This is a genomic window from Marinovum sp. PR37 (assembly GCF_028807375.1).
Lineage (GTDB): Bacteria > Pseudomonadota > Alphaproteobacteria > Rhodobacterales > Rhodobacteraceae > Marinovum > Marinovum algicola.
The window spans coordinates 66,746-91,835 of the sequence record NZ_JARAML010000001.1 but is presented as its reverse complement, the minus strand read 5'-3'; the positions used below and the strand labels follow the sequence as shown (position 1 = coordinate 91,835).

The following is a 25,090-nucleotide window of genomic DNA, read 5'->3' as shown; positions in this document are numbered from 1 at the left end:
CGGGGGCAATCGGCGGGTCTTGCATCCCCGCAGCAAATTGCTAGCGTCCCGGCAAATATCAGGAGTTTGCCCATGTCCCCCGACTTCGACGAGATCATCGACCGCCGCGGAACCCATTCCTCGAAATGGGATGCGATGGAGGGCCACTACGGCGTCTCGCCCGACGACGGCATTCCGATGTGGGTGGCTGACATGGATTTCCGCCCGCCGCATGCGGTGCAGGCCAAGCTGGAAGAAATCGCCGCCCATGGTGTCTATGGCTATTTCGGCGATGCCTCGGCCACCAATGCCGCCGTCGTCTGGTGGATGAAGAACCGCCACGACTGGGAGATCGAGGACAGCTGGATCCGCTATACGCCGGGGGTGGTGACCGGGGCGGCGCTCTGCATCCATGCCTTTTCCGAGCCGGGCGACGGCATTGTCGTCATGTCGCCGGTCTACCACGCCTTTGGCCGGATCATCCGCGCCGCCGGCCGCACGGCGGTGCAATGTGAGCTGGCCAACCGCGATGGCCGCTACGAAATGGATTTCGACGCCTGGGATGCGCAGATGACCGGGCGCGAAAAGGTGCTGCTGCTGTGTTCGCCGCACAATCCCGGCGGTCGGGTCTGGAGCGCGGAGGAGCTGCGCGGCGTGGCCGATTTCTGCCGCCGCCATGACCTGATCCTGGTGTCGGACGAAATCCACCAGGACATCGTCTTTCCCGGGGCCAACTTCCTGCCCACCGATGTGGCGGTGCCCGAGGCCCGCGACAGGCTGATCGTGCTGGGCGCCACCAGCAAGACCTTCAACCTTGCCGGCCATCACACCGGCCATGCGATCATCCCCGACGCCAGGCTGCGCGCGAGATATTCCGCCGTCATGGGGGGCCTTGGGATTTCCACCAATGCCTTTGGCATGCACATGGTCGAGGCGGCCTACAGCCCCGAGGGCGCTGCCTGGGTCGATGCGCTGGTCGCCTATCTCGACGGCAACCGCAAGCTGCTGGACGAGGGGCTGAACGGGTTGCCGGGCGTCACCTCCATGCCGCTCGAGGCGACCTATCTGGCCTGGGCCGATTTCAAGGGCACCGGCATGGAGCATGAAGAGCTGCTGCGCCGAGTCGAGAAACACGCCCGCATCGCGGTGAACCACGGGCCGACCTTCGGCGCCGGCGGCGAGACCTTCCTGCGGTTCAATTTCGCCACCCCCCGCGCCCGGGTGGCCGAAGCGGTGGAGCGGCTGCAAAAGGCCTTTGGCGACCTTCAATAAGTGGCGGCGCGGGGGTTACCCGGCCCACCGCCGGGTTCCCACCAGAGCTGTGCAGAAATGCGCAGGTCTTGCGCGTTAATTCCGGTGTTCTGTGCGCCGATGCAAGCTATGTCTTGTGTCAACTCAAAGGAGGATGACATGGGACTTCTGATCGACGGCACATGGCACGACCAATGGTATGACACCAAGAAAACCGGCGGCGCCTTTGAACGCTCGACCGCGAAATTCCGCAACTGGATCACCGCAGACGGCGCGCCCGGCCCCAGTGGCGATGGCGGCTTTCCGGCCGAATGCGGACGGTATCACCTCTATGTCAGTCTTGCCTGCCCTTGGGCGCATCGCACGCTGATCTTTCGCAAGCTCAAGGGGCTCGAGGATTTCATCAGCGTTTCGGTGGTGCATCCCGACATGCTGTCAGACGGCTGGGAGCTCGACGCCGGCTATCCCGGTGCCACCGGCGACCGGCTCTATGGGCTGCCCTACCTGCGCGACATCTATCTCAAGGCCGATCCCAAGGTCTCGGGCCGGGTGACGGTGCCTGTTCTCTGGGACAAGGTGCGCAAGACGATCGTCAGCAACGAAAGCGCCGAGATCATCCGCATGTTCAACAGCGCCTTCGACGAAATCACCGGCAACCATGACGACTACTGGCCCGAAGCGCTGCGCGACGAGATCGAAGAGGTCAACGCCCGGGTCTATGACACGGTCAACAACGGCGTCTACAAGGCCGGTTTCGCCACCAAGCAAAAGGCCTATGACGCGGCTGTCCGGCCGCTGTTCGACACGCTCGACTGGCTGGAAGACCGGCTGAGCGGCAAACGCTATCTGATGGGTGACCGGTTGACCGAGGCCGACTGGCGGCTGTTCACCACGCTGGTGCGTTTCGATCACGTCTATCACGGCCATTTCAAATGCAACCGCGCGCGGATCGTCGATTACCCCAATCTCTGGGCCTATACCCGAGAAATCTATCAGGTGCCGGGCGTGGCCGAGACGGTGAATTTCGATCACATCCGACGCCATTACCACTATAGCCACGAGACCATCAATCCGCACCGGATCGTGCCGATCGGGCCCGACATCGATTTCAACGCGCCTCATGGCCGCGAATTGTCGGTTCCGAAAGCGGCGTGATGCTCGACCAGCGCCGCCAGATCCTCTGGCGGCGTCGTGCACGGCACGATGGCGGCGGCATTGCCGAAGAACTGAAAGATCGACCCGTCGGAGAAAAAGCCGGCGTTGGTGACAAAGATGATCCGTGCTTCGGGCTGGCGATAGGAGGCAAAATCGGCCACGGTCAGCGCCGCCCCGTCACCCAGCACGAGGTTGAGAACGATCACTTCGAATTCGGTGTCGGTCAGCGCCTGAATCGCCGGCGGAGGCGCATCTACGAGCACCACCCGAGCGCCGAAACGCTCGAGATGACGCGCCCATATGAGACCCAGCGACGGATTGGATTCGACGATCAATACGTGCATGTCCCTGACCTCAATGACCTCATGACCTGAACTCGTGAATGTCACCGTGCCCTGAGGTGCAGCCTCGGCCAAATTCCTTAACAAGTGATTAAAATCCGGAGCGCAGGCGATAATTCGCCCGCCGCGGCCCCAGCCCGGCGGGCGGCGGCCCGGCTTCGGGCTTGGCGCTTGTCCCCGGGCCGATGGCTGCTAGGTTGCCGTGAAATTGGCATATCCAGAGGGTCCTTCATGAGATTTTTCCGCCGTGCGTCCGTTTTGGCTTGCGTGCTTGCCCTGTCTTCGCCCGTCCTGACGTCACCCGCCCTGGCGCAGGACTGCGGCGGCTCGTTTTCGCAATTCGTGGCCGGGCTGAAATCCGAGGCTGTCTCCAAGGGCCATTCCGCCGCCGCCGTCGATCGCTTTTTTGCCGGCGTCCAGCAGGATCCGGCGGTGCTGCGCGCCGATCGGCGTCAGGGGGTGTTTCAGATGCCCTTTGTCGATTTCGCCCGCCGCCTGATCAGCCAGAACCGGATCGACAACGGCAAGGCCAACCGGCAGCGCCATGCCGACGTCTTCGCACGGATGGAGCGGGAATACGGCGTCTCGCCCGGCGTGCTGCTGGCGTTCTGGGCCTTCGAGACCGACTATGGCCAGGTGCAGGGCGATTTCAACACGTTGAATGCGCTGGTGACGCTGAGCCATGATTGCCGCCGGCCCGAGCTCTTCCGGCCGCAGGTCTTTGCGGCGCTGGACCTCTTTGAGCGCGGCAATTTCGATCCCCGCACCACCACCGGCGCCTGGGCCGGCGAGATCGGCATGGTCCAGATGCTGCCCGAGGACATCCTGACCAATGGCGTCGACGGTGATGGCGACGGCCAGGTCAGCCTCAAGACCTCGCCCCCCGATGCGCTGCTCTCGGGCGCCAACATGCTGCGCGATCTGGGCTGGCGGGCCGGCGAGCCGTGGTTGCAGGAGGTGACCGTGCCCGCCGATCTCGACTGGTCGCTCACCGGGCTCGACCAGCCGCGCCCCCCCTCGGACTGGCAGGCGATGGGCGTGCGCGTGCGCGATGGTCAGGCGGCGGATCTGCCGGCGGCGCTGATCCTGCCGCAGGGCCGCAAGGGCCCGGCGTTTTTCGCCTATCCCAATTTCAACGTCTACTTCGAGTGGAACAAGAGTTTTGTCTATGTGCTGACCGCCGCCTATTTCGCCAACCGGCTGGAAGGCGCCGCGGTGTTCGACGCCGGCACCCCGGAACCGGGCCTGGGCGACGAAGAGATGAAGCAGCTTCAGCGCAAGCTCCGGGCGCGCGGCCATGATGTCGGCGAGATCGACGGCATCCTTGGTGCCGGCACCCGCAACGCGGTGCAACAGGTGCAGCAGGAGCTGGGCTTGCCCGCCGACGCCTGGCCGACCCGCGATCTGTTGAACCGGCTGTAATCCCGGATGCGGCGCGCCCCCGGTGCGCCGCGCCGGCTGACGTCCCGCGTCAGGACGAAGTGCCGACGATCATGCGCGCCCGGCCCGGCCGGCCTAACGCCACGTAAGATTAGCGCTCTCGCCCCGCCGTCCCTATCCTCTGACCAACAGGGCAATCCCACCGGAGGGGCGATGAGACTGACCGTGGACGGCGTGGCGCATGAGGTGGATGTCGAGGCCGACATGCCGCTGTTGTGGGTTTTGCGCGACGAGCTGAAGATCAAGGGTGTGAAATACGGCTGCGGCATTGCCCAATGCGGCGCCTGTACCGTGCATCTCGATGGCGCCGCCGTCCGCTCTTGTCAGGTCTGGGCCGAGGATGCCGAGGGCGCGGAAATCACCACCATTCAAGGACTTGGCCAACCCGAGGCCTTGCACGCGGTGCAGGCCGCCTGGATCGAACATCAGGTGGCGCAATGCGGCTACTGCCAGTCCGGCCAGATCATGCAGGCCGCCGCGCTTCTGGCCGAAGACCCGGCCCCCAGCGACGCGGTGATCGATGAGGTGATGTCGGGCAATCTCTGCCGCTGCGGCACCTATCCGCGGATTCGCGCGGCGATCCACAGCGCCGCCGCCAGGCTGCGGGAGGCGTGACATGGGCCGGTTGAAGACCTTCACCCGCCGCGCCTTCCTTGTCGGCTCTGCCGCTGTCGCCGGCGGCGTCGCCTTTGGCATCTATACGGTGCGCAAGCCACATGAAAACCCGCTGGCCGACAGCCTGGCCCCGGGCGAGGCCGCGCTCACGCCCTATCTGCGGCTCGACGCCCGGGGGGTGACGCTGATCACCCCGCGCGCCGACATGGGCCAGGGCGCCTATCACGTGCAGGCGGCGCTTCTGGCGGAAGAGCTCGACCTCGATCTGGCAGAGGTCCGCACCGATCCCGGCCCGCCGGGGGCGGCCTATTGGAATACCGCGCTGGCCGAAGAGGCGGCGGAGTTCTCGGTACCCTCCGAAGGGCTGATGCGCACTGTCGCCGAAACCGCCGTCGGCGCGGTGATGAAGATGATGGGCATGCAGATCACCGGCGGCTCGACCACGGTGCCCGACCAGTTCGACAAGCTGCGCGCCGCCGCCGCTTCGGCCCGCGAAACGTTGAAGGCGGCCGCGGCTCACCAGACCGGCGTGGCGGCAGACAAGCTGCGCACCGAAAACGGCCAGGTTCTCCTGCCCGACGGCAGCGCCCTGCCCTATGCCGCGCTGACCCCCGCGCTGGCCCAGGTCGAGGTGGTGCAGGACGTGCCGCCACGCGATCCCTCGCAATGGCGCCAGCTCGGTCAGCCGATGCAGAGGATCGACATTCTGGCCAAGAGCACCGGCACCCAGGTCTATGGCATCGATGTCGAGATCGACGGCATGGCGCATGCCGCCGTCAAGCTGAACCCGGCGCAGGGCGGCGAAATGCGGGGGTTTGACGCCAGCGTGGCCGAAAAGATGCGCGGCGTTCAGGCGGTGCTGCCGGTTACCGGCGGCGTCGCCGTGGTGGCTGACAACACCTGGCGCGCCTTTCAGGCGGCACAGGCGATCGAGGTGCAATGGGGACCGGCCGAGATGCCCGCCACGATGGCGGATCATTGGCAGGCCTTGGCGGACGCCTTCACCGAGGACGCCCGCGACAGCCGCCAGCGCGACGACGGCGATGTCGACACGGCGCTCGAGGCCGCCGAGGTGATCGAGGCCGAGTACCGCGCGCCCTATCTCGCCCATGCGCCACTGGAACCGATCAGCGCCGTCGTGCGCGTGAGGGACGGCAAGGCCGAGGTCTGGACCGGCACGCAAGTTCCTCGCTTCGTTCAGAAAAATGTCGCCGCCATTGCCGGGATCGCGACCGAGGATGTCACGCTGCATGTGCAGATGATGGGCGGTTCCTTCGGGCACCGGCTCGAGGACGAGGTGGTCAAACGCGCTGCCGAAATCGCGGTGCAGATGCCCGGCGTGCCGATCAAGCTCACCTATTCGCGCGAAGAGGACATGACCCACGACTTTCCCCGCCAGATCGCCATGGCGCGGCTGCGCGGCACGGTCGACGCCGGCCAGGTCGCGGCGATGGATCTGTCGATCGCCAGCCCGTCGGTCATGGTCTCGCAGATGGGTCGCCAGGGCATTTCCGTCCCCGGCCCCGACAGCCAGATCGTCGCCGGCGCCTGGAACGCACCCTTTGCCATTCCGCATCATCGGGTCACCGGCTACCGCGCCGCGCCGCTGGCGCCGATCTCGTCCTGGCGCTCGGTGGGCGCCTCGCACGCCGGCTTTTTCCACAATGCCGCGCTGGACGAGCTGATCCATGCCGCCGGGGCCGATCCGCTGGCGGAACGCCTGCGGCTCTGTAACGACCCGCTGGCGCGGCACGTGCTCGAGGCGGTGGGCGAGATGTCGTCGTGGGAGGGCGTGCTGGGCGATGGCCGGGGGCGCGGCGTGGCGCTGACCACCAGCTTCGGCGTACGCTGCGCCGAAGTGGTCGAGGTGCGGGCCACCGATGACGGCATCAGGCTCGAAAAGGTCTGGGTCGCGGCCGAGGTGGGCCGGGTGCTCGACCCGGTGAATTTCGAAAACCTGGTGCAGGGCGGCGTGATCTTTGCGCTGGGCCATGCGATCCACAGCGAGATCACCTATCGGGACGGCCGAGCGGAGCAGTCGAACTATGACGGCTATCCGGCCATGCGGCTATATCAGACCCCCGAGATCGCGGTGCGCGGGCTGGAGAACGGCGACAGGGTCCGTGGCATTGGCGAGCCGCCGGTGCCGCCCGCCGCCCCTGCCCTGGCCGGCGCGATCTTTGCCGCCACCGGCACACGGCTGCGCGAAATGCCGTTTGCGAAATTCGTCGATTTCGTCTGAGGCTCAGCGCTTCGGAAACACCGTGACAATCGCCAGGCCGGCGATCAGCAGCACCGCGCCCGCCAGCTTGGCGGGCGTCAGCACCTCGCCCACCACCACGGTCGCCAGCGCCCAGGCGGTCAGCGGCTCGATCAGCGCGAGGGTGACGGCGGTCGAGGCCGCGACCCGTCCCAGCCCCCAGGTGTAGAGCGCATAAGAGACGCCGGTGGCACAGATGCCGAGAAACAGCATCGCAGGCCAGATGCCCGGCGCCGCCAGCCACCCCAGCGGCACGATCAGGAAGACCGGCAGCACCGCGACGGCGGCAACGGTGAAGGTGGCGGCGGCCACGGTGGCCGAGGGCGCGCGCTGGCTGATGCGGCTGGTGGCCAGCGAATAGGCGGCATAAGCCGCGCCGCTCAGCGCCGCGAGGGCGATGCCGAACCCCGAGGCGCCGGCGTCCGCGCCCGACAGCACCAGCAACGCCGCGCCGCAGATCGAGATCGCCTGGCCGAAAACACGCAGCCGGTCTGGCAACTGGCGTTTGATGCCGATTTCATAGGCAGTGACCCAGAGCGGCGCAGAGCCGATGGCGATGGCCGTGCCGACCCCCACGCCGGTTTCGAGAACCGCCCAGAAAAACAACAGGTTATAAAGCCCGATCGCCAGCCCGGCAAAGATCACCACCGCCGGCGGCAAAGCGCGAAAGGCCCGCCGGCTCTCGGGGCGCAGCGCCGCCAGAAAGATCAGCGCGGCGGCGCCGAAGGAGAGCCGCAGCGCCGCGACCACCAGCGGCTGCTTGCCCTCCGGCAACAGCGCCTGAACCGTGCCGGTGGTGCCCCAGAGCGCCGCCGCGGCGATCACCGCCGCGATGCCCATCATCCGTCCGTCCCGTGTCATGCCGCTGCCCCGCCAGAATGCCTTTACCGCTGCCTATCGGGCCTGCGGCGGCGCGGCAATGCGCAAGATCTCAGCCGAGGCTTTCGGCAAATTCGGTGAAGTCTGCCAGCGCCGCCGGATCGGCCTCTTGCCCGGTGAAGCCCAGCAGATAGCCCCGGGTGCGCGCCACCCGGTCGGCCATCGGCTCGGTCTGGTCGAGCGCGTGATAGCCGAGCTGCATGAAATAGAGGATGCGGGCGCGGACATCGGCCTCGTAGCTGTCATATCCGTACCGTGCGAACATCGCGGTGACCGCCTTGATCCGGGCCTTGTCGGCCAGATCGATGCGGCGGCGCACCTGGCCGTCGCGGCGCGACCATTCGCGGATGGCGAAATCCAGCCCCTGATCGAAATGCGCCGGATCCATGAAACAGCGGAAGAAATTGCAGACCGCACCGGTGATCGTCGCCGCCGGCGCGGCACAATGGGCCTCGATCCGGGCGGTGTTGCGCGCCTCCCAATCGTCGAGCAATTGCGACAGCAGATCCTTGCGGCTCTTGAAATACCAGTAAAAGCTCGAGCGCGAGACCTCGAGCCGGGTGCCGATGGCCAGCACCTTGACCTCGGCCACACCATCGGTCACCAGAATATCGCGCGCCACGTTGAGCCAATCCTCGCGGGTGACCTTTATATGGCCGACCAGCGGCTCCTTGTCGGGATCGTCGCGGTGCAGCACCGGGCCGTTTGCCATGCGCTTGCCTCAGCTTTCCGGCGGCGCGCCGCCTTCGGCGCTGCGTCTGGTGATATAGGCGTGCAAGGCGGCGACGCGGGCGGGGTCGGACCCGGGGCGTTTGCCGGCCGCGAGAATGCCCTGCCAGATGCCGGTGGCGCGTTCGGTGGCGGTCTGGCTGCCGGTTTCCTGCCAGCGGCCGTAATTCGACCAATCGGCGACCAGCGGCTGATAGAACTGGGTCTGATAGCGTTCCATGGTATGGGCGCAGCCAAAGAAATGGCCGCCCGGCTGCACCTCGGCCAGGGCATCGAGCGCCAGCTCCGCATCGGCGGCGGATGTGGGCGTGCAGAGTTCGGCCACCATTTGCAGAACCTCCATATCGGTGATCAGCTTTTCATAGCCCAGCGTCAGCCCGCCTTCCAGCCAGCCCGCCGCATGGATCACCACCGTCGCGCCGGACAGCAGGCAGCCCCAGAGGCCGAATTGCGTTTCATTCGCCGCCTGCGCATCCGCCGCCGCCCCGGCCGCGCCGCTGGCGCAGCGCCATGGCAGGCCGATGTGTCGCGCCAACTGGCCGGCGACCAGCGAGGCGGTGAAATGCTCGGGCGTGCCAAAGGCCGGCGCGCCGGATTTCATGTCGACGTTCGAGGTGAAGGTGCCATAGAGCACCGGCGCGCCGGGCAGCGCCAGCTGGTTGAGGGTAATCGCGGCCAGCGCCTCGGCATGGCTCAGCGTCATGGCACCGGCCACGGTGATCGGCGCCATCGCCCCCATCAGGGTAAACGGCGTGACAATCACCATCTGGCCATGGCGGGCAAAATCGATCAGTCCCTGGGCCATGGGAATATCGATCTGGCGCGGCGAATTGGTATTGATGACGGTGTAGCTCCAGGGCTCGGCGGCAAAAGCCGCGTCCGACAGCCCCCTGAAATCGCGGATCATCTCGAAGCTCTCGCGGACCTGCGGGCTGCCGCGGCCATAGACGAAAGGCGATTTGTCCATCAATGTGAGTTGCGCCTCGATCATGAAGTAATGGCGCAAACTGGGGGCAATGTCCTGCGGCTCGAGCAGCGCCGAGACCATTTGCAGCGCGTCGAAATGATGGGTGAGCTGCACCAGCTCGCGGAAATCGCGGCCGGTGCCGGGGCGGCGGCCGCGCAACCGGTCGGAGGCATGCGGCGTGCCGCCGCCGGGCTGAAACACCAGCCGGCCAAGCTCCAGCGTCACATCGCGCTCGGGTCGGCCGCCCTTCATCACCACACGGCGCGGCGCCGTGGCCAGCGCGGCGCGCACGATCTCGCGGCCGATGCGCACCATCTGGCTTTCGTCATCGACGCTTGCACCGGCGGACTTCAAAATCTGTCGCGCCTCAGGCAGCAGCACCTTGATGCCGGCGGTTTCCAGAAGGTTCAGCGCCGCCGTGTGGATCGCCGCGATCCGGTCGTCGGAAAAGGCCTTCATGATCGGGAACGGGCTGCGCAGCTCGGTGTAATCGATCTGGCGGTGATGCGCTTCTGCGCCGCGGGGCGCGCGCTTGCGGCGGCGAGATTTGGTCTGATCGCTCATCATGCCCTCATTGCCTTGCCTTGCGGGTCATAGGGCGAAGGCGCGATCACCCGCGCCGCCCGCGCCTTGCCCACCACATGCACCGTCAGGTCGGTGCCCACATTTGCCGCCTCGCGGTCCAGCATCGCCATCGCCAGCGACCTGCCGACCGAATGGCCATAGCCGCCCGAGGTGACGTAGCCCGCCAGCCGATCGCCCTGCCAGACCGGCTCGTAGCCGCTGGCATCGGCGTCTTCGGCATCGATCGCCAATGTGGCGATCACCCGGGCCGGGCCGTTGCCATCGCGTTCGGCGCGCGCCGCATCACTTCCGATGAACTCTTTCGACCAGTCGATCCAGCGGTCCATGCCGGTCTGTGCCGGGGAGTAGATCTGGGTAAATTCGCGCGACCAGATGCCGAAGCTCTTTTCCAGCCTCAGGCTGCCGAGCGCCTCATAGCCGATTTCGCGTATCCCGAGGTCCGCTCCCGCCGCCAGCAGCATGCGGCGCAGCGCGACATGTTCGGCGGCGGTGCAATTGATCTCGTAGCCCAGCGCGCCACTGACCGAGAGCCGGCCGACATGGGCGCGGATCAGCCCGATGTCGAAGCGCCCGCAGCCCATGAAGGGCAGCTCGGAAATCGGACCTTCGGTGAGCTGTTCCAGCACCCGGCGGCTGTTCGGGCCGGAAAGCGAAAACCCCACCACCGCATCCGAAATGTCGCGCAGCGCCACTCCGGGGCGCGCATGATCGGCAAACCAGCGCATGTGCCATTCACGCAGGTAGTAGCTGCCCATGATCCACCAGATGCCATCGCCCCAGTTGAACACCGTCAGATCGCCCTTGAGCCGTCCGCTGGGCGAGAGCATCGGCGCCAGCCGGGCGCGGCCCGGCCCCGGCAGCCGACCGGCCAGCAGGTGATCGAGCCAGGCGGCGGCCTCCGGCCCCGTCACCTCGAAACGCGAAAAGCCCGAAATATCCAGCAGCCCCACGGCCTCGCGCGTGGCGCGCACCTCTTGCGCCACCAGATCGAAGGCATTGGAACGGCGCAGGCTCGGATGTTCCTCGAACCCCTCGGGCGCGAAGTAGAGCGGCACCTCCAGCCCCCAGCTCTCGCCCCAGCGGGCGCCGGCGGCGCACATGGCGTCATGCGCCGGGGCCATCTTGAGCGGCCGGCCGGCCGGCAGTTGCTCGTTAGGATAGGTCATCACGAAGCGGCGGGAATAGAACTGGCCGGTGGTTTCGCGGATATAGGTCTTGTTCGCCGCGTAGTCGCCGTAGCGCGCGACATCCATGCCAAAGACATCGGCCTCGGTCTCGCCGTGGATCATCCATTCCGCCAGCGATTTGCCGACACCGCCGCCTTGCAGGAACCCGGCCATGACCGCGCAGGCGCACCAATAGCCGGGCTTGCCGCGCACCGGCCCGACCAAGGGGTTGCCGTCCGGCGAAAAGGTAAAGGCGCCATGCACCCAGGTCTTGACGCCGACGCTTTCCAGCACCGGGAAACGTTTGAAGACGTGGCACAGCTCGCTTTCGATCCGGTCGGGTTCCTCCTGCAACAGCTCGATCCCGTAATTCCAGGGTGCGCCGTCCATCATCCAGTGCTTGGGGGTCAGCTCATAGATCCCCACCAGCATCCCCTGCTGATCCTGCCGCGAATAGGTAAAGCCTTCGAGATCGACGCACATCGGCAATTCCCGCTCCAGCCCCTGCAATTGCGGGATGGTGTCGGTGATCAGGTAATGATGCGCCAGCGGCGAGACCGGCAGCTCGACGCCGGCCATCCGCCCGACCTGCTTGGCCCAGAGCCCGCCGGCGTTGACCACATGTTCGCAGCTCACGGTGCCCTGCTCGGTCACCACCTGCCAGCCGCCGGGCACCTGATGCAGTTCGAGCACGCGGTTCTTCTCGATCACCTCGGCGCCGCGCTTTTTCGCGGCGATGGCATAGGCATGCACCGTGCCGGTGGTGTCGACATACCCTTCGCGGTCGGCCCACATACCGCCGAGGATGCCCTCGGTGTTGAGCACCGGCGAGAGCTGCGCCGCCTCGTCGGGGGTAATAAGGTGCACGTCGTCGATGCCGATGGATTGAAAGGTGCGGTAATTGGCCTGCAACCATTCCCAACGGTCGGGGGTGCCGGCCAGATGCATGCCGCCGGTCATATGCATGCCGATGGACTGGCCGCTTTCCGCCTCGACCTCTGACAGCAGGTCGATGGTATAGCCTTGCAGCGCCGCGATATTTGGATCGGCGTTCAAGGCATGAAAGCCCCCGGCCGCATGCCAGCTCGACCCTGCGGTCAGCACGTCGCGCTCGATCAGGCAGACATCGGTCCAGCCATACCGGGCCAGATGATAGAGCACCGAGGCGCCCACGACGCCTCCCCCGATCACGACCACGCGGTATTGCGATTTCATGGCGCTCTCCCTGGCTGTCAGGGCGACGGTAGGACGGGTCTCTGATTCCGTCTAGACATTTTTGTCCAATGCTCTCGCGATGCCCTCGGCGACGCTGCGGCGACGCGAACAAATCGCCAGCCGGGGCTTTTCCCGTCGGGGCAAATCGCCTAGACGTCGCCGCGCGGGACGACAACCGGGCGAGATCATGAGCTACACCATTCTGGAACGCTGCGAGGCCAAGGGCCTGCGCATGACCGGCCAGCGACGGGTCATTGCGGCAGTGCTGGAAGACAGCGACGATCACCCGGACGTCGAAGAGCTTTATGCCCGCGCCTCGGCCCGCGACGCGGCGATTTCCATCGCCACGGTCTATCGCACGGTGAAACTGTTCGAAGAGGCTGGCATTCTGGAAAAGCACGAATTCGGCGACGGCCGGGCGCGCTATGAAGATGCCGAGCGCGACCACCACGACCATCTGATCGACATGAACTCGGGCGCGGTGATCGAATTCGTCGATCCCGAGATCGAGGCCTTGCAGGAAAAGATCGCCGAAAAGCTGGGTTATCGGCTCAAGGGGCACCGGCTCGAGCTCTATGGGGTGCCGCTCAAGAAGTAAGCGCCTTGGCTTCCCGCTGTGCAGAGGATAGTCAGGGCGGGATACTTAACATTGAAAGTAAGCTGATGCAGGTGCTGCGCGCGATCCTTTTCATGACGGCGTCGATGGCCTGCCTCGCGCTGAGCGATCTGTTCATCAAGCTTTCGGCGCAAAGCCTGCCGCCCGGGCAGGTGATGTTCTTTCTCAGCCTTGGCGGCACGCTTCTGTTCATGCTGATCGCGGCACTGCGCGGCATCCCGCTTGTCAGCCCGGCGTTCTGGCATCCGACCGTGATGTCCCGCAACCTGGCCGAGGTGCTCGCGGCCTTGGGGATGGTGACCGGCATCGCCTGGACACCGCTGCCGATGGTGGCGGCGATCATGCAGACTACGCCCCTGCTTGTCACCTTGGGCGCGGCGCTGTTTCTGGGCGAGGCCGTGGGCTGGCGCCGCTGGGCCGCGATCCTGGCCGGGCTGGTCGGCATGCTGCTGGTGATCCGGCCGGGCATGGCGGGGTTCGAGCCGGCGGCGCTTCTGGTGGCGCTTGGCGCCTGTGGGCTGGCGGCACGCGATCTTCTGACGCGACGGGTGCCGGCGGCGATCAATTCGCTGACCCTCTCGACCTGGGGATTTGGCGCGACGGTGCCGGCAGGGCTGGTGCTGATGCTGATCATGGGGCCGGACTGGAGCACCGGCGGCGGCGGATTTGCCTATATCGGCGTGGCCGTGGTGGTCACCACCTCGGGCTATTACCTCGTCACCGCCGCGATGCGGCTTGCGCCGGCGGCCATCGTCTCGCCGTTCCGCTACAGCCGGCTGGTCTTTACCATGGGGCTTGGCGTGATCGTCCTGGGCGACCGGCCCGATACGCTGACGCTGCTGGGCGCGACGATCATCCTGATCTCCGGCCTCTACACCTTTTTCCGCGAACGACAGCTGGCCAGGGCGCAGGTCCAGGCCCCGGCCTGAGCGAGATTCGCGACAGGCCGCCCTGCCCGCACGATACGCAGGGCCTGCCGCAAGGGCAGCAGCGCGGCGGTGCGCTGCAACGGCGCACTTGTTAGCGCTAACCAAACTGGTTCCCAAAGCCCGAGGCCTCTGTTAAGGAGGCACCAACTTTATCGTCATGAGGGACATGCCCATGAGCACTATCATTGATATCCATGCACGCGAAATTCTCGACAGCCGCGGCAACCCGACCGTCGAAGTCGACGTCACCCTGGAAGACGGCACCATCGGCCGCGCCGCCGTGCCCTCGGGCGCCTCGACCGGCGCCTATGAGGCCGTCGAAAAACGTGACGGCGACAAGGCCCGCTACATGGGCAAGGGCGTTCTCGAAGCCGTGGCCGCGGTCAATGGCGAGATCGCCGACGAGATCGTCGGCATGGATGCGACCGAACAGGTCTCGATCGACCTGGCGATGTGCGAGCTCGACGGCACCGACAACAAGGGCCGGCTCGGCGCCAATGCCATCCTTGGCGTGTCGCTGGCAGTGGCCAAGGCGGCCGCAGATTACACCGCGCAGCCGCTCTTCCGCTATGTCGGCGGCACCTCGGCTCGTGTCCTGCCGGTGCCGATGATGAACATCATCAACGGCGGCGAACATGCCGACAATCCGATCGACATCCAGGAATTCATGATCATGCCGGTCGCCGCGGAGAACATCCGCGACGCGGTGCGCATGGGGTCCGAAGTGTTCCACACCCTGAAGAAAGAGCTCTCGGCCGCCGGCATGTCGACCGGCCTCGGCGACGAAGGCGGTTTCGCGCCCGAGCTGGGCTCGACCCGCGAGGCGCTCGACTTCATCCTCAAGTCGATCGAGAAGGCCGGCTACAAGCCCGGCGAAGACATCTATCTCGCCATGGATTGCGCCGCGACCGAATACTTCAAGGACGGCAAATACCAGATGAAGGGCGAAGGCAAATCGCTGACGTCCGAGGAAAATGCCGACTATCTTGCCGCGCTCTGCAACGACTACCCGATCATCTCGATCGAGGACGGCATGTCCGAGGACGACTGGGACGGCTGGAAAATCCTCACCGACAAGCTGGGCGACAAGATCCAGCTTGTGGGCGATGACCTGTTCGTCACCAACCCGACCCGCCTGGCCGACGGCATCGAACGCGGCGTGGCAAACTCGATGCTGGTCAAGGTGAACCAGATCGGCTCGCTCACCGAGACGCTGAAGGCGGTCGATATGGCCCACCGCGCGCGCTATACCAACGTGATGTCGCACCGTTCGGGCGAAACCGAGGACGCCACCATTGCCGATCTCGCCGTGGCCACCAACTGCGGCCAGATCAAGACCGGCTCGCTGGCGCGCTCGGACCGGCTGGCCAAATACAACCAGCTGATCCGCATCGAAGAGATGCTGGGCGAGACGGCGGAATATGCCGGGCGGTCGATTCTGAAGAAATAACCTTTTGCCGCCTCGGGTGGCATGGGTCTAGGGTCTCTCCATTCGCTTGGAGAGGCCCTTTTTGTTGCCGGACCTACGGATCATATCGCCCCGCACCCCCGCCGAGCTCGAGGCGGTCCGACAGCTGTGCTGGGAGTACCGGGCCTATCTGATGTCGCTCTCGGCCTTTGACGCCGAACTGGTCACCTTGTTCTACCCCGAGGCCAAATATGCCGCGCTGATGGAGCAGATCGCCGAGAGCCATGCGCCGCCGCACGGCTTCATCAGATTGGCGATGCTGGGCGAATCATCCGTAGGGTGCGGAATGGTGCATTCGCTCTCCCCAAGGTCGGCCGAAATCAAGCGAGTCTATGTCACAGACACCACCAGAGGCATAGGCGCAGGCTATGCACTCATGCAGTCCTTGATCGCAGAATGTCGGAGATTGCACTTTGAACGTATCCTGATGGATACGTCCAAACCGCTTGTTGCGGCGCAGAGGCTCTATCTGTCGCTCGGCTTTCGCCTGCGCGGCCCCTATCAACCGGTGCCCCCCGAAGCCGAGGGGCACCTGCTGTACTTTGAAATGACGCTTTAGCAGGGCGCCTTGTAGTAGGTCCCGTCGCCACGCGCGTAGGCGCAGCTGCCGGTGGCGGTGTTCTGCGCCACGACCGTCCCTGCCGCCGCGCCGGCCAGAGCCGAGATCAGGCGCCAGTTGTCATCAGCCTCGAGAGCGGAGGCCGCGATAAGGCCCGCTGCCGCGCCGCCGGTCACACCAACGACAGAACGTTGCTCAGGTGTCAGGGACTCGCAGGCCGCGAGGCCAGTGAGCGCAAAGGCCGCAGCCGCAATACTTGGGAGTTTCATCTGTGTCTCCTGGTTCCAGTGTTGATGACCCCGAACCTAGTGCCGCTGCGCGTCGGGGCCAGCCGGATTATGCCGCCAAGCGCGTTTTTGCGTAAAAACTTTTATGGTCGGCGAAACCCCGCCGAAACCGCTTTGGCCAAAGCGAAATAGTCAATCGGCTGACGTGCCGAATACCCACGTCAACATCTATAGGCAGAGACTATCATTGGTAATTCAGTGCAACTTACAAATTAGCCAAAGCGCCTCGACACAATCGATACAACCTGTGCGGTCGCTAAATCAGCCTGATTTACATATTGCGTGACGCGAACGCCACGGTAATCAATGTAACATCAATACCAACAACTGTTTAAAATCAACGTATTAACTCAAGTCCGCCGTTACTTCACATATTAAACAGCATCTGACATGCACCTTTTTGGTTGAATTGCTAATTTTGTTAAATATGATGAACTCAACTAAAAGATAACAAGATCCTACCGAGGCAGTGATGAAATACGAACGCTACATGACACTTCTGTTGCGTCTGTTCTGTGGGTACACGCTCCTGCTGTGTGCCCTCACGACAATCGGCGTTTACCGGGGGCCGTTTTCCCATTCATGGATGAACTTCGACTACGTGTCGCAGTTTCGCTTCATGACCGTCCCCCTCGTCCTGCTGATCCTGATCTTCGCACTGTGGCTGATGCTGGGCATCCGCACCCGCATCATCGCCTTTTCGTCGATGGTCCTGATCACGGTGTTGATCCTGTTTGATTTTACCGCCCCCTATGCTGTCTACGGTCCGGCGGCCGTCTGGGAATTCCTGCATGCCACAGGCTTCCTCTTCGCGCTGCTGATCCTGACAATCCAGGGCGGTGGCGAGACGGCCCTTGTCCGTGGTGGTTGGCAAGGCCTGTTCTAGCCTTCCCCGGCCGGAACCTGTTTTTACCACCAGCTCTACTAACTTGGACGGGATATATTCCCGTCCATTTTTCGTTTGGGCCTGCGCTTGCTCCGGCCCCTTCGGGCCAGGCCGGAGACGGCCACAGGCGCCGGTGCCCTGCCGGCGCCCAAGGACCGCGCCCCGCCACAACGACGCCAAGACCGCGGCGCCGGGCGACTGGGGACCTGAAATTTTGGAAATGATCATGTGCGGCCGCGCCGCATGGGCCAGATCGGGGCCACCCCGGTCCTGCCGAGGCGTGGCCCGGCCGGTGCGGGACCGGCCGGGTCTGGCGGCGCTCAGCCGCGGTGTTTCAGGACGTATTCCACCAACTGGCGGGTCGAGCCGTCCTTGCTCTCGGCGCTTTCCTCGCCGGCGACGATCGGGCCCAGCGCGGTGGCCAGCTCCTTGCCCAGTTCGACGCCCCATTGGTCGTAGGAGTTGATGTCGAGAATGACGCCTTCGACAAAGACCCGATGCTCGTAAAGCGCCACGATTTGGCCGAGTATCTCGGGCGTCAGCTGCGGATAGATCAGCGTGGTCGAGGGCCGGTTGCCGGGAAAGACCCGGTGCCGTGCCTGCCGTTCCATCTCGTCGCCCTCGAACTTGCCGGCCACCTTCTCGCGCGCCTCGTCGAGCGTGCGGCCGCGCATCAGCGCCTCGGATTGCGCCAGGCAATTGGCGACCAGAAGCTGATGGTGATGCGCCAGTTCGGGCTCATGGCCTTCGGCGGCGACCAGAAACTCGCAGGGAATGACCCGCGTGCCCTGGTGAATGAGCTGATAGAAAGCGTGCTGACCGTTGGTCCCCGGCTCGCCCCAGACCACCGGCCCGGAATTGTGGCCAAGGTCCGATCCGTCGATGGCGACGCTCTTGCCGTTGCTCTCCATCTCGAGCTGTTGCAGGTAGGCCGGCAGGCGCACAAGCCGGTTGTCATAAGGCAGGACCGCGCGGGTGGCGTGGCCCAGCACCTGGTTGTGCCAGATCCCCACCAGCGCCAGCAGCACCGGCATGTTCTCGGCAAACTCCGCCTCCTTGAAGTGCCGATCCATCGCCTGGCCGCCACGCAGGAAGGCGCGGAAGGCATCGGAGCCGATGCCGATCATCAGCGACAGGCCAATCGGACCCCAGACGGAATAACGCCCGCCAACCCAATCCTCGAAGCCGAAGACGCGGGCCGGGTCGATGCCGAAAGCGCCGGTCTTTTCCTGATCCGTGCTCAGCGCCGCGAATTGCGCCGCCGGATCCGAGACCTTTTCCGACATCCAGGCTCGCGCGGTGCGGGCATTGGTCATCGTCTCGATGGTGGTAAAGGTCTTGGACGCCACGATCACCAGCGTGGTTTCCGGGTTCAGCCCGCGCAGCGTATCGGCAATGTCGGCGCCGTCGACGTTCGACACATAGTGCACCCGCGGGCCGTCCGCATATGGCGCAAGCGCCTTGTAGGCCATCACCGGCCCCAGATCCGATCCGCCGATGCCGATGTTGACCACATCGGTGATCGCGCCGCCCTGCCCCCGGAAGCTGCCGTCGCGCACCTGGCCGGCAAAGTCGCTCATCCGGTCCAGCGTCTTCAGGACGCCGGGCATGACATCCTCGCCGTCGACCGCCACCGGCGCGCCGTCGAGGTTGCGCAGCGCGGTATGAAGCACGGCGCGGCCTTCGGTTTCATTGATCTTCGCGCCCGAGAACATCGCATCGCGCTTGGTTGCGACGCCGGCGTTTTCGGCCAGTTCGAGCAGCGCCGCAAGCGTGGCGGCGTCAATGTTGGTCTTGGAAAAATCAAACAGGGTCTGGTCGAAACTGGTAGAGAAGGCCTCCGCGCGCCCGGGGTCTTCGAACAGCTCGGTGATTTTACGGGTCTCGGCGTCCTGCGCCAGAGACTTCAGCTTGGTCCACATGAATTCCATGTCCTTCGTAAGGCCGGTTGATCTGTTCAGGGCGCCCAATGCACCTGGGCCTGCGACAGCACGGCCGCCACCGGCGCTTCGCTGGGCTTGAGGTGGCGGGCACGTTCCAGCGCCTCGCGCTTTTCCGCGCCAAAGATGATGATGTGCTTGGACATGGCCCCATCGAGCACCGGCGCGGTCAGGGTAATCCGCGGCTCGGGCGCGCCGGGGGCACGCATTGCCATCAGCGCCGGCGCCTTGGGATCGAGCGCCTCGGCCAGCTTGTCGGCGCCGGGAAAGAGCGAGGCGGTGTGCATGTCGGCCCCCATGCCCAGCACCAGCACCTGAATGGGCAGCCGCGGGGTGATATTGGCCTCGAGCTCTTCCAACCGTTCTTCGGGCGCATCGCCCGGCAGATAGAGCGGCAGATACCGCGCCGCCGCCGCCCGTTCGACCAGAAGCCGCTGCCGCAGCAGGCGGGTGTTGGAACGCTCGCTGTCCTCGGGCACCCAGCGCTCGTCAGAGAGCATGACGTCGACCCGGCTCCAATCGAGATCGGCGGCGCAGAGATCGTCGAAGATCGGCCCCGGCGTGGTGCCGCCCGGCACCGCCATCAGCACCCGGTCCTCGTGTTCCAGTGCCGCACGCAGCTCGCCGGCCAGTTTGTTGGCGACGTCGATCGCCAGCATTTCACGGTCAGGATAGTCGACGAAGTCCATGACATGTCCTTTCTTGTCTCAGTTGCGGTGCCGGGAGATCAGGGCCTGATTTCCCGCCATTTGCGGCCGTCGCGGTGCATCAGCATCAGCGAATCCTCTGGCCCCGACGACATCGGGTCATAGAGTTTGGGCACGTCGTTGCGCGCTTCCCAGCCCTCGATGATCGGATCGGTCCAGGCCCAGGCGGCCTCGACCTCGTCGCCACGCATGAAGAGCGTCTGGTTGCCGCGGATCACATCCATGATCAGGCGCTCGTAGGCATCCGGCACCTCTTCGGCATCGGGCCCCAGCGCGTCAGAGAACGACATGTCGAGCGGCACATCAACAAGACGCATGCCCCCCGGCCCCGGTTCCTTGATCGTCACCCCGAGCTCCATGCCCTCGTTCGGCTGAAGCCGGATGGTCAGGATATTGCGGTGGCGCCCGGCGTCATCGTCAAAGATCGAATGCGGGGTTTCCTTGAAGACCACGGCAATCTCGCTGGTGCGCGCCCGAAGCCGCTTGCCGGTGCGCAGATAGATCGGCGTGCCGGCCCAGCGCCAGTTCGAGATATGGCACTTCAGCGCCACGAAGCTTTCGGTGCGCGAGCGCGGATTCTCGGCATGGTCGCGATAGCTGCCTTCGTCGCCCTGGGCGTCATACTGGCCGCGCACGATGTGATGCGGCTCGACCGGTTCGAGCGCGCGGATCACCTTGAGCTTTTCGTCGCGCACCGCGCCCGGTTCGAATTTCGAGGGCGGCTCCATGGCAATCAGGCAGAGCAGCTGCATCAGGTGGTTCTGCACCATATCGCGCATCGCGCCGGATTTGTCGTAATAGCCGCCACGGCCGCCGACGCTGACGGTCTCGGCCACGGTGATCTGGATGTGGTCGATGTACTGGCTGTTCCACAGCGGCTCGAACAGCATGTTGCCGAAACGGACCGCCATCAGGTTCTGCACGGTTTCCTTGCCGAGGTAATGGTCGATCCGGTAGATCTGATCCTCGTGGAAATAGGCCGCCAGCGATTTGTTCAGCGCCTGCGCCGACGCCAGATCGCGGCCAAAGGGTTTTTCCACCACGATGCGCGCGTCGCGCTTGGCCAGCCCGTTGTTCTTGAGCCGCTCCGCGATATCGCCGAAGAGAGAGGGCGCCACCGAAAAGTAGAAGGCCTTGACGGTGTCCTTGCGCAGCAGTTCCTTGAGCTCCTGCCAGCCGCCTTCGCCCTGGGCGTCGACCTGCACATAGCTGAGACGGCTGAGAAACCCCTCAAGCTCGGGGCATTCCTCGGGCCGCCGACCGTCGAATTCATGGATCGCGTCGCGCACCATCTGGCGATAGCCCTCGGCATCCATCTCGGAACGCGCGGCGCCGATCACCTGGGCGTCCTGCGGCATCTGACCGGCGCAGAACCGGCGAAACAGGCCGGGAAGAATCTTGCGGCGGGCCAGATCGCCCGTGCCGCCAAACACAACCAGATCAAACGGGTTCACAGGGATGACACGTGAAACCATGAGCTATCCTTTTGCTGTCATTGGTCTTTTTTAAGACCGGCATCAGTTTCCGCCGCAACGCTGTTAGCGCTAACTTCCGGCTTCGGTGCCTCACTACCCGGTTGGTCGCGAAAAGTCTAACACGCATTTTGCGCATCACAATGGCGTCAGGCTCAGTGTTGAGCATTGGCAACGTTTCGCCCGCAAGTTACCCCGGAAGAAACGGGAGATATGCGACAAGTTCATGAAAGATCAAACGCTTTCCGACGCCAATGTCGGCAAATTCATCGACCCCGACCTGACCGCCAAGGGCGAGCCGCGCGCCAAGGTCGCGCTCAGCGATCCGCAGACCCTGTGGTTCAACACCGGCACCCTGTGCAACATCGAATGCGCGAATTGTTATATCGAAAGCTCGCCCAGCAACGATGCGCTGGTCTATATCACCGAGGCCGAAGTGGCGCGCTATCTCGATGAACTCGAGGCGCGGCGCTGGGGCGTGCGCGAGATCGGCTTTACCGGCGGCGAGCCCTTCATGAATCCCGAGATGGTCGCCATGGCGCGCGCTGCGCTGGCGCGCGGCTACGAGGTTCTGATCCTGACCAATGCCATGCGACCGATGATGCGCAAACGCGTGCAGGCGGGGATTGCCGAGCTTCAGGCGGAATACGGCGACAAGCTCACGCTGCGCGTCTCACTCGATCACTGGAGCCGGGTGCATCACGACGCCGAGCGCGGCGAGGGCAGCTACGAGTCCACGCTTGTCGGCATGCGCTGGCTGCGCGATCAGGGCGTGCGCATGGCGGTTGCCGGGCGGATCATCTGGGCCGAGAGCGAAGCGGCGGCGCGACAGGGCTTTGGCCGGCTCTTTGCCGACGAAGGCTTTGCCATCGACGCCGACAGCCCGGCAGAGACGGTGCTGTTTCCCGAAATGGACACCCGGGTCGAAGTGCCCGAGATCACCACCGCCTGCTGGGGCATCCTGGGCAAATCGCCCAAGGATGTGATGTGCTCCTCCTCCCGGATGGTGGTCAAGCGCAAGGGCGCCGGGCATCTTTCGGTGCTGGCCTGCACGCTCCTGCCGTATGAGCCCGAGTTCGACCTCGGCCAGACGCTGGAAGAGGCCGAGCGCCCGGTCGCGCTCAACCATCCCCATTGTGCCAAGTTCTGCGTGCTGGGCGGGGCGAGCTGCTCGGGCTGAGCCGCGCGGCCCCGCCTGAGCAGGGCCGCAGGGCCAAAGCCCGGTCTCGCGTGCGGCCTTACTGTCCCAGCATCCAGCGGCCATCGGGCCAGAAGGCATGGAAGGCAAAGGCGAACAACATGTCATGTGGCAGGTCGCGGCCCGACGCGTCGCGCACCCGGATGGTGCCGACTTCCCTGCCCTGATCGATCCGGCTGGCGTCCAGCGCCGAGGCCTGACCTTTGCTCCAGGTCAGCGTGACGCCGGCTTCGCTAATCTTCTGCTGGGTGTCGAAACGCGACATCGGCCAGGCCCGGTCGCCGACCCGCACCACCCGCATCAGCGGCGGAATGCCATGCGGTGGCATCTCGCCGTTATAGAGGAAGGGCTGCTTCGAGCTGTCGTAGTTGCGATAGGGGTTGCGGCCGTAATCGCGAGACCATGACGGCTCTTTCATCACCAGCCCCTGGGGGTTGCGCTCCTTGAACTGCGCCCAGCTTTCCATCCAGGTCGGCAGGGTGTCGAGCACGGTGCCGGTCAGATCGCCGACAATCGCCTCGCCCAGGGCCTGCTGCCACCAGCTCTCGGTCTGGCGGTCATACATCACCATGTCGGAATTGCGCAGCTTGCCCGAAACCCCGAAGCTCAGCACACCGTGGCGCGTGCGCCGGTCGAAGGTGATGCCGGAGTTGCACAGCGGGCAGAAGGTGACGGCGATCGGCACCCCGGCCACGGTGTCATTGACGATTTCGTGCCAGGTCAGATATCGGATCGGATAGGCACGCGGCTCGGCGCCCCTGACCTCGACGGTGATGACCGGTTCGCGCGCCCCGATCCGGGTTTCGCGCGCCGCCGGAATGAAACCGGGATTGTCGAGCGCCGGTATGCCGTCCTTGGGCGGGCCGCCTGAGAGGATTTCGGACCAGGCGTCGACGGTGGTCTTGTTGAAATTGGTATCGGGCCATTCGCCCTGCCAGGCCCTCGGTTCGGCCGTGGCCAGCGTGGCCAGCGCCGCACAGACCGCGGCAAGAATGGTGGTTCTGAAAATCATGGCGCATCCCCTTTTCTTCAGGATGCGCCGCGCGGGGGGCCCTTGCCTAGCCCCCCGCACGCGGGTTTGATCATCCGTGCACACCCGCCCCCCGCGTCCCGGACCCCGATCCGGGACCTCGCGGTCGATGACCGGGAAACCCCGGATCACGTCCGGGGCAGGCTCCCGGATCACGTCCGGGGCAGGCTCCCGGACCAGGTCCGAGGCGGGCCCCTTCAGGCGCCCGCGAAGGAGGTCACTCGGTGACAGTCACCGTTTTCATCAGGTCCGGCGCGCCCACGACCGCACCATTCGGCCCGGTGCCGCGATGGATGGCGTCGACCACCTCCATACCTTCGGTCACTTCGCCGACGACGGTGTATTGCCCGTTCAGGAAATACCCCGGCTCGAACATGATGAAGAACTGCGAATTGGCGCTGTTGGGCGATTGCGAGCGGGCCATACCGACCACGCCGCGCTCGAAAGCGAGATCGGAGAACTCCGCCGGCAGGTCGGGCTTGTCCGAACCGCCGCGGCCCGCCATCTGCATCGAGAACCCGTCAGCCTGGGAATTGCCGAACTGCACGTCGCCGGTCTGTGCCATGAAGCCGTCTATTACTCGGTGAAACACCACGCCGTCATAGGCGCCGGCCGCCGCCAGCTCGGTGATCTGCGCCACGTGTTTCGGGGCGACATCCTCGAAGAGATCGATGCTGACGGTGCCATTGGCCGCGCCTTCGATCTCGATTTCGAGACCGGTGGCGCCTGCCGGCGCACCCGCCAGACCTGCCAGCACCGGGCCGGCCATCACGCCGAGGGCAAGGGTCAGTTTACGCATCGGCGGCGACCTTGACCGAGATAATCCGGTCCGGCTCCGCAGGCGGCTCGCCGCGGGTGATGGCATCGACATGTTCCATGCCCGCGACCACGCGGCCATAGACGGTGTATTGACCGTTGAGGAAATGGTTGTCCTTGAAGTTGATGAAGAACTGCGAATTGGCGGAATTCGGGTTCTGCGAGCGGGCCGCGCCCAGGGTGCCGCGGTCATGCGGCAGCTTGGAGAATTCGGCCGGCAGATCGGGCTTGTCGGAGCCGCCGGTGCCGGCCATGCGGATGTTGAACCCGTCTTCCATGTCGCCGTGCTGCACGTCGCCGGTCTGCGCCATGAAACCGTCGATCACCCGGTGAAAGGCGACGTTGTCATATTCGCCGGAGCGCGCCAGCTCTTTCATGCGCTCGGCATGTTTGGGGGCCACGTCGGGCAACAGCTCGATGGTGACAGTGCCGCCCTTGAGTTCCATCAGGATGGTGTTTTCGGGATCCTTGATCTCGGCCATAGGGCCCTCCTCTGCATGCAATTGGCCTGATACCTAATTTGCCAGCGCGCCCGCGGCAAGCACGCGATTGACCCTCCGGCCGTTAGCGGCCAAACAAGGCGCAACCTGAACCCTAGGG

Annotated in this window: 23 protein-coding genes; 11 read left to right on the top strand and 12 right to left on the bottom strand. The window is 65.0% G+C overall.

The features are described 5' to 3' along the window. Nucleotides 1-72 precede the first annotated feature (72 nt). Both PVW49_RS00470 and PVW49_RS00465 read left to right on the top strand, forming a co-directional pair. Nucleotides 73-1,251: a MalY/PatB family protein gene (locus PVW49_RS00470; protein ID WP_274589639.1), complete on the top strand. Its 1,179-nt coding sequence runs from the start codon at nt 73-75 to the stop codon at nt 1,249-1,251. 138 nt (nt 1,252-1,389) lie between these two features. Next, nucleotides 1,390-2,385: a glutathione S-transferase family protein gene (locus PVW49_RS00465; protein ID WP_274589638.1), complete on the top strand. Its 996-nt coding sequence runs from the start codon at nt 1,390-1,392 to the stop codon at nt 2,383-2,385. Here the strand turns inward: PVW49_RS00465 and PVW49_RS00460 are convergent. Continuing rightward, nucleotides 2,349-2,729, bottom strand: coding sequence for a response regulator transcription factor (locus tag PVW49_RS00460; RefSeq protein ID WP_048532040.1), 381 nt, complete (start codon nt 2,727-2,729; stop codon nt 2,349-2,351). The genes PVW49_RS00465 and PVW49_RS00460 overlap by 37 nt on opposite strands. Nucleotides 2,730-2,957: 228 nt before the next feature. Here PVW49_RS00460 and PVW49_RS00455 point away from each other — a divergent pair, with 228 nt between their 5' ends. From PVW49_RS00455 to PVW49_RS00445, 3 genes are all read left to right on the top strand, one after another. Next, the gene (locus PVW49_RS00455) at nt 2,958-4,148 is read left to right on the top strand and encodes a lytic murein transglycosylase (protein WP_074836682.1); all 1,191 of its coding nucleotides are present in this window, start codon (nt 2,958-2,960) and stop codon (nt 4,146-4,148) included. Nucleotides 4,149-4,319: 171 nt separating this feature from the next. Continuing rightward, on the top strand, nt 4,320-4,781 hold the full coding sequence (locus PVW49_RS00450; RefSeq protein WP_074836681.1) for a (2Fe-2S)-binding protein: 462 nt from the start codon (nt 4,320-4,322) through the stop codon (nt 4,779-4,781). Between the two features lies 1 nt (nt 4,782). Then, entirely contained in the window at nt 4,783-7,023 is a 2,241-nt protein-coding gene (locus PVW49_RS00445) for a xanthine dehydrogenase family protein molybdopterin-binding subunit (RefSeq protein WP_274589637.1), read from the top strand. Between the two features lie 3 nt (nt 7,024-7,026). Here the strand turns inward: PVW49_RS00445 and PVW49_RS00440 are convergent, their stop codons facing one another. The 4 genes from PVW49_RS00440 to PVW49_RS00425 form a co-directional block, all read right to left on the bottom strand. Next, nucleotides 7,027-7,902: a DMT family transporter gene (locus PVW49_RS00440; RefSeq protein WP_274589636.1), complete on the bottom strand. Its 876-nt coding sequence runs from the start codon at nt 7,900-7,902 to the stop codon at nt 7,027-7,029. A 70-nt stretch (nt 7,903-7,972) separates the two neighbouring features. Then, nucleotides 7,973-8,632, bottom strand: a complete 660-nt coding sequence (locus tag PVW49_RS00435; RefSeq protein ID WP_274589635.1) for a TetR/AcrR family transcriptional regulator — start codon at nt 8,630-8,632, stop codon at nt 7,973-7,975. 9 nt (nt 8,633-8,641) lie between these two features. After that, nucleotides 8,642-10,180, bottom strand: coding sequence for a trimethylamine methyltransferase family protein (locus tag PVW49_RS00430; protein ID WP_274589634.1), 1,539 nt, complete (start codon nt 10,178-10,180; stop codon nt 8,642-8,644). Then, nucleotides 10,180-12,582 (bottom strand): GcvT family protein, encoded by a 2,403-nt coding sequence (locus tag PVW49_RS00425; protein WP_274589633.1) that lies wholly within the window; start codon nt 12,580-12,582, stop codon nt 10,180-10,182. The genes PVW49_RS00430 and PVW49_RS00425 overlap by 1 nt, the downstream gene beginning before the upstream one ends. Before the next feature lie 187 nt (nt 12,583-12,769). Here PVW49_RS00425 and PVW49_RS00420 point away from each other — a divergent pair, with 187 nt between their 5' ends. The 4 genes from PVW49_RS00420 (at nt 12,770) to PVW49_RS00405 (ending at nt 16,154) form a co-directional block, all read left to right on the top strand. Further along, nucleotides 12,770-13,180 carry a Fur family transcriptional regulator gene (locus PVW49_RS00420; protein WP_048532048.1) on the top strand — a complete coding sequence of 137 codons (411 nt, stop codon included), beginning with the start codon at nt 12,770-12,772 and terminating at the stop codon, nt 13,178-13,180. Nucleotides 13,181-13,245: 65 nt separating this feature from the next. Further along, nucleotides 13,246-14,127 (top strand): DMT family transporter, encoded by an 882-nt coding sequence (locus PVW49_RS00415; protein WP_274565029.1) that lies wholly within the window; start codon nt 13,246-13,248, stop codon nt 14,125-14,127. Between the two features lie 172 nt (nt 14,128-14,299). Next, on the top strand, nt 14,300-15,577 hold the full coding sequence (gene eno / locus PVW49_RS00410) for a phosphopyruvate hydratase (RefSeq protein WP_074836675.1): 1,278 nt from the start codon (nt 14,300-14,302) through the stop codon (nt 15,575-15,577). A 151-nt stretch (nt 15,578-15,728) separates the two neighbouring features. Continuing rightward, on the top strand, nt 15,729-16,154 hold the full coding sequence (locus PVW49_RS00405) for a GNAT family N-acetyltransferase (RefSeq protein ID WP_083416035.1): 426 nt from the start codon (nt 15,729-15,731) through the stop codon (nt 16,152-16,154). Here the strand turns inward: PVW49_RS00405 and PVW49_RS00400 are convergent. Then, nucleotides 16,151-16,423, bottom strand: coding sequence for a glycine zipper 2TM domain-containing protein (locus tag PVW49_RS00400; protein ID WP_048532051.1), 273 nt, complete (start codon nt 16,421-16,423; stop codon nt 16,151-16,153). The two genes, PVW49_RS00405 and PVW49_RS00400, sit on opposite strands and share 4 nt — an antisense overlap. A 490-nt stretch (nt 16,424-16,913) precedes the next feature. On the opposite strand from PVW49_RS00400, the gene PVW49_RS00395 reads away from it, so the two are divergent. Next, a complete protein-coding gene (locus PVW49_RS00395) occupies nt 16,914-17,327 on the top strand; it encodes a hypothetical protein (RefSeq protein WP_074836673.1) in 414 nt (137 codons plus the stop codon). A gap of 320 nt (nt 17,328-17,647) precedes the next feature. On the opposite strand, the gene pgi is transcribed toward PVW49_RS00395, so the two are convergent. Genes pgi through zwf form a run of 3 tightly spaced genes read right to left on the bottom strand, consistent with a single transcriptional unit; the run spans nt 17,648 to nt 21,449 of the window. Then, nucleotides 17,648-19,249 carry a glucose-6-phosphate isomerase gene (gene pgi, locus PVW49_RS00390; RefSeq protein WP_074836805.1) on the bottom strand — a complete coding sequence of 534 codons (1,602 nt, stop codon included), beginning with the start codon at nt 19,247-19,249 and terminating at the stop codon, nt 17,648-17,650. A 35-nt stretch (nt 19,250-19,284) separates the two neighbouring features. Then, a complete protein-coding gene (gene pgl / locus PVW49_RS00385; protein ID WP_048532054.1) occupies nt 19,285-19,956 on the bottom strand; it encodes a 6-phosphogluconolactonase in 672 nt (223 codons plus the stop codon). 38 nt (nt 19,957-19,994) lie between these two features. Then, entirely contained in the window at nt 19,995-21,449 is a 1,455-nt protein-coding gene (zwf, locus tag PVW49_RS00380) for a glucose-6-phosphate dehydrogenase (protein ID WP_048532055.1), read from the bottom strand. A 223-nt stretch (nt 21,450-21,672) separates the two neighbouring features. On the opposite strand from zwf, the gene PVW49_RS00375 reads away from it, so the two are divergent. Beyond that, nucleotides 21,673-22,626, top strand: coding sequence for a radical SAM protein (locus tag PVW49_RS00375; RefSeq protein WP_074836672.1), 954 nt, complete (start codon nt 21,673-21,675; stop codon nt 22,624-22,626). Nucleotides 22,627-22,684: 58 nt separating this feature from the next. On the opposite strand, the gene PVW49_RS00370 is transcribed toward PVW49_RS00375, so the two are convergent. The 3 genes from PVW49_RS00370 to PVW49_RS00360 all read right to left on the bottom strand — a co-directional run bounded on the left by PVW49_RS00370 (nt 22,685) and on the right by PVW49_RS00360 (nt 24,972). Next, nucleotides 22,685-23,656: a DUF3179 domain-containing protein gene (locus tag PVW49_RS00370; RefSeq protein ID WP_048532057.1), complete on the bottom strand. Its 972-nt coding sequence runs from the start codon at nt 23,654-23,656 to the stop codon at nt 22,685-22,687. A gap of 235 nt (nt 23,657-23,891) precedes the next feature. Beyond that, complete coding sequence (locus tag PVW49_RS00365) at nt 23,892-24,473, bottom strand: peptidylprolyl isomerase (RefSeq protein WP_048532058.1); 582 nt, start codon at nt 24,471-24,473, stop codon at nt 23,892-23,894. Further along, entirely contained in the window at nt 24,466-24,972 is a 507-nt protein-coding gene (locus tag PVW49_RS00360) for a peptidylprolyl isomerase (RefSeq protein WP_274589632.1), read from the bottom strand. The genes PVW49_RS00365 and PVW49_RS00360 overlap by 8 nt, the downstream gene beginning before the upstream one ends. Nucleotides 24,973-25,090 lie beyond the last annotated feature (118 nt).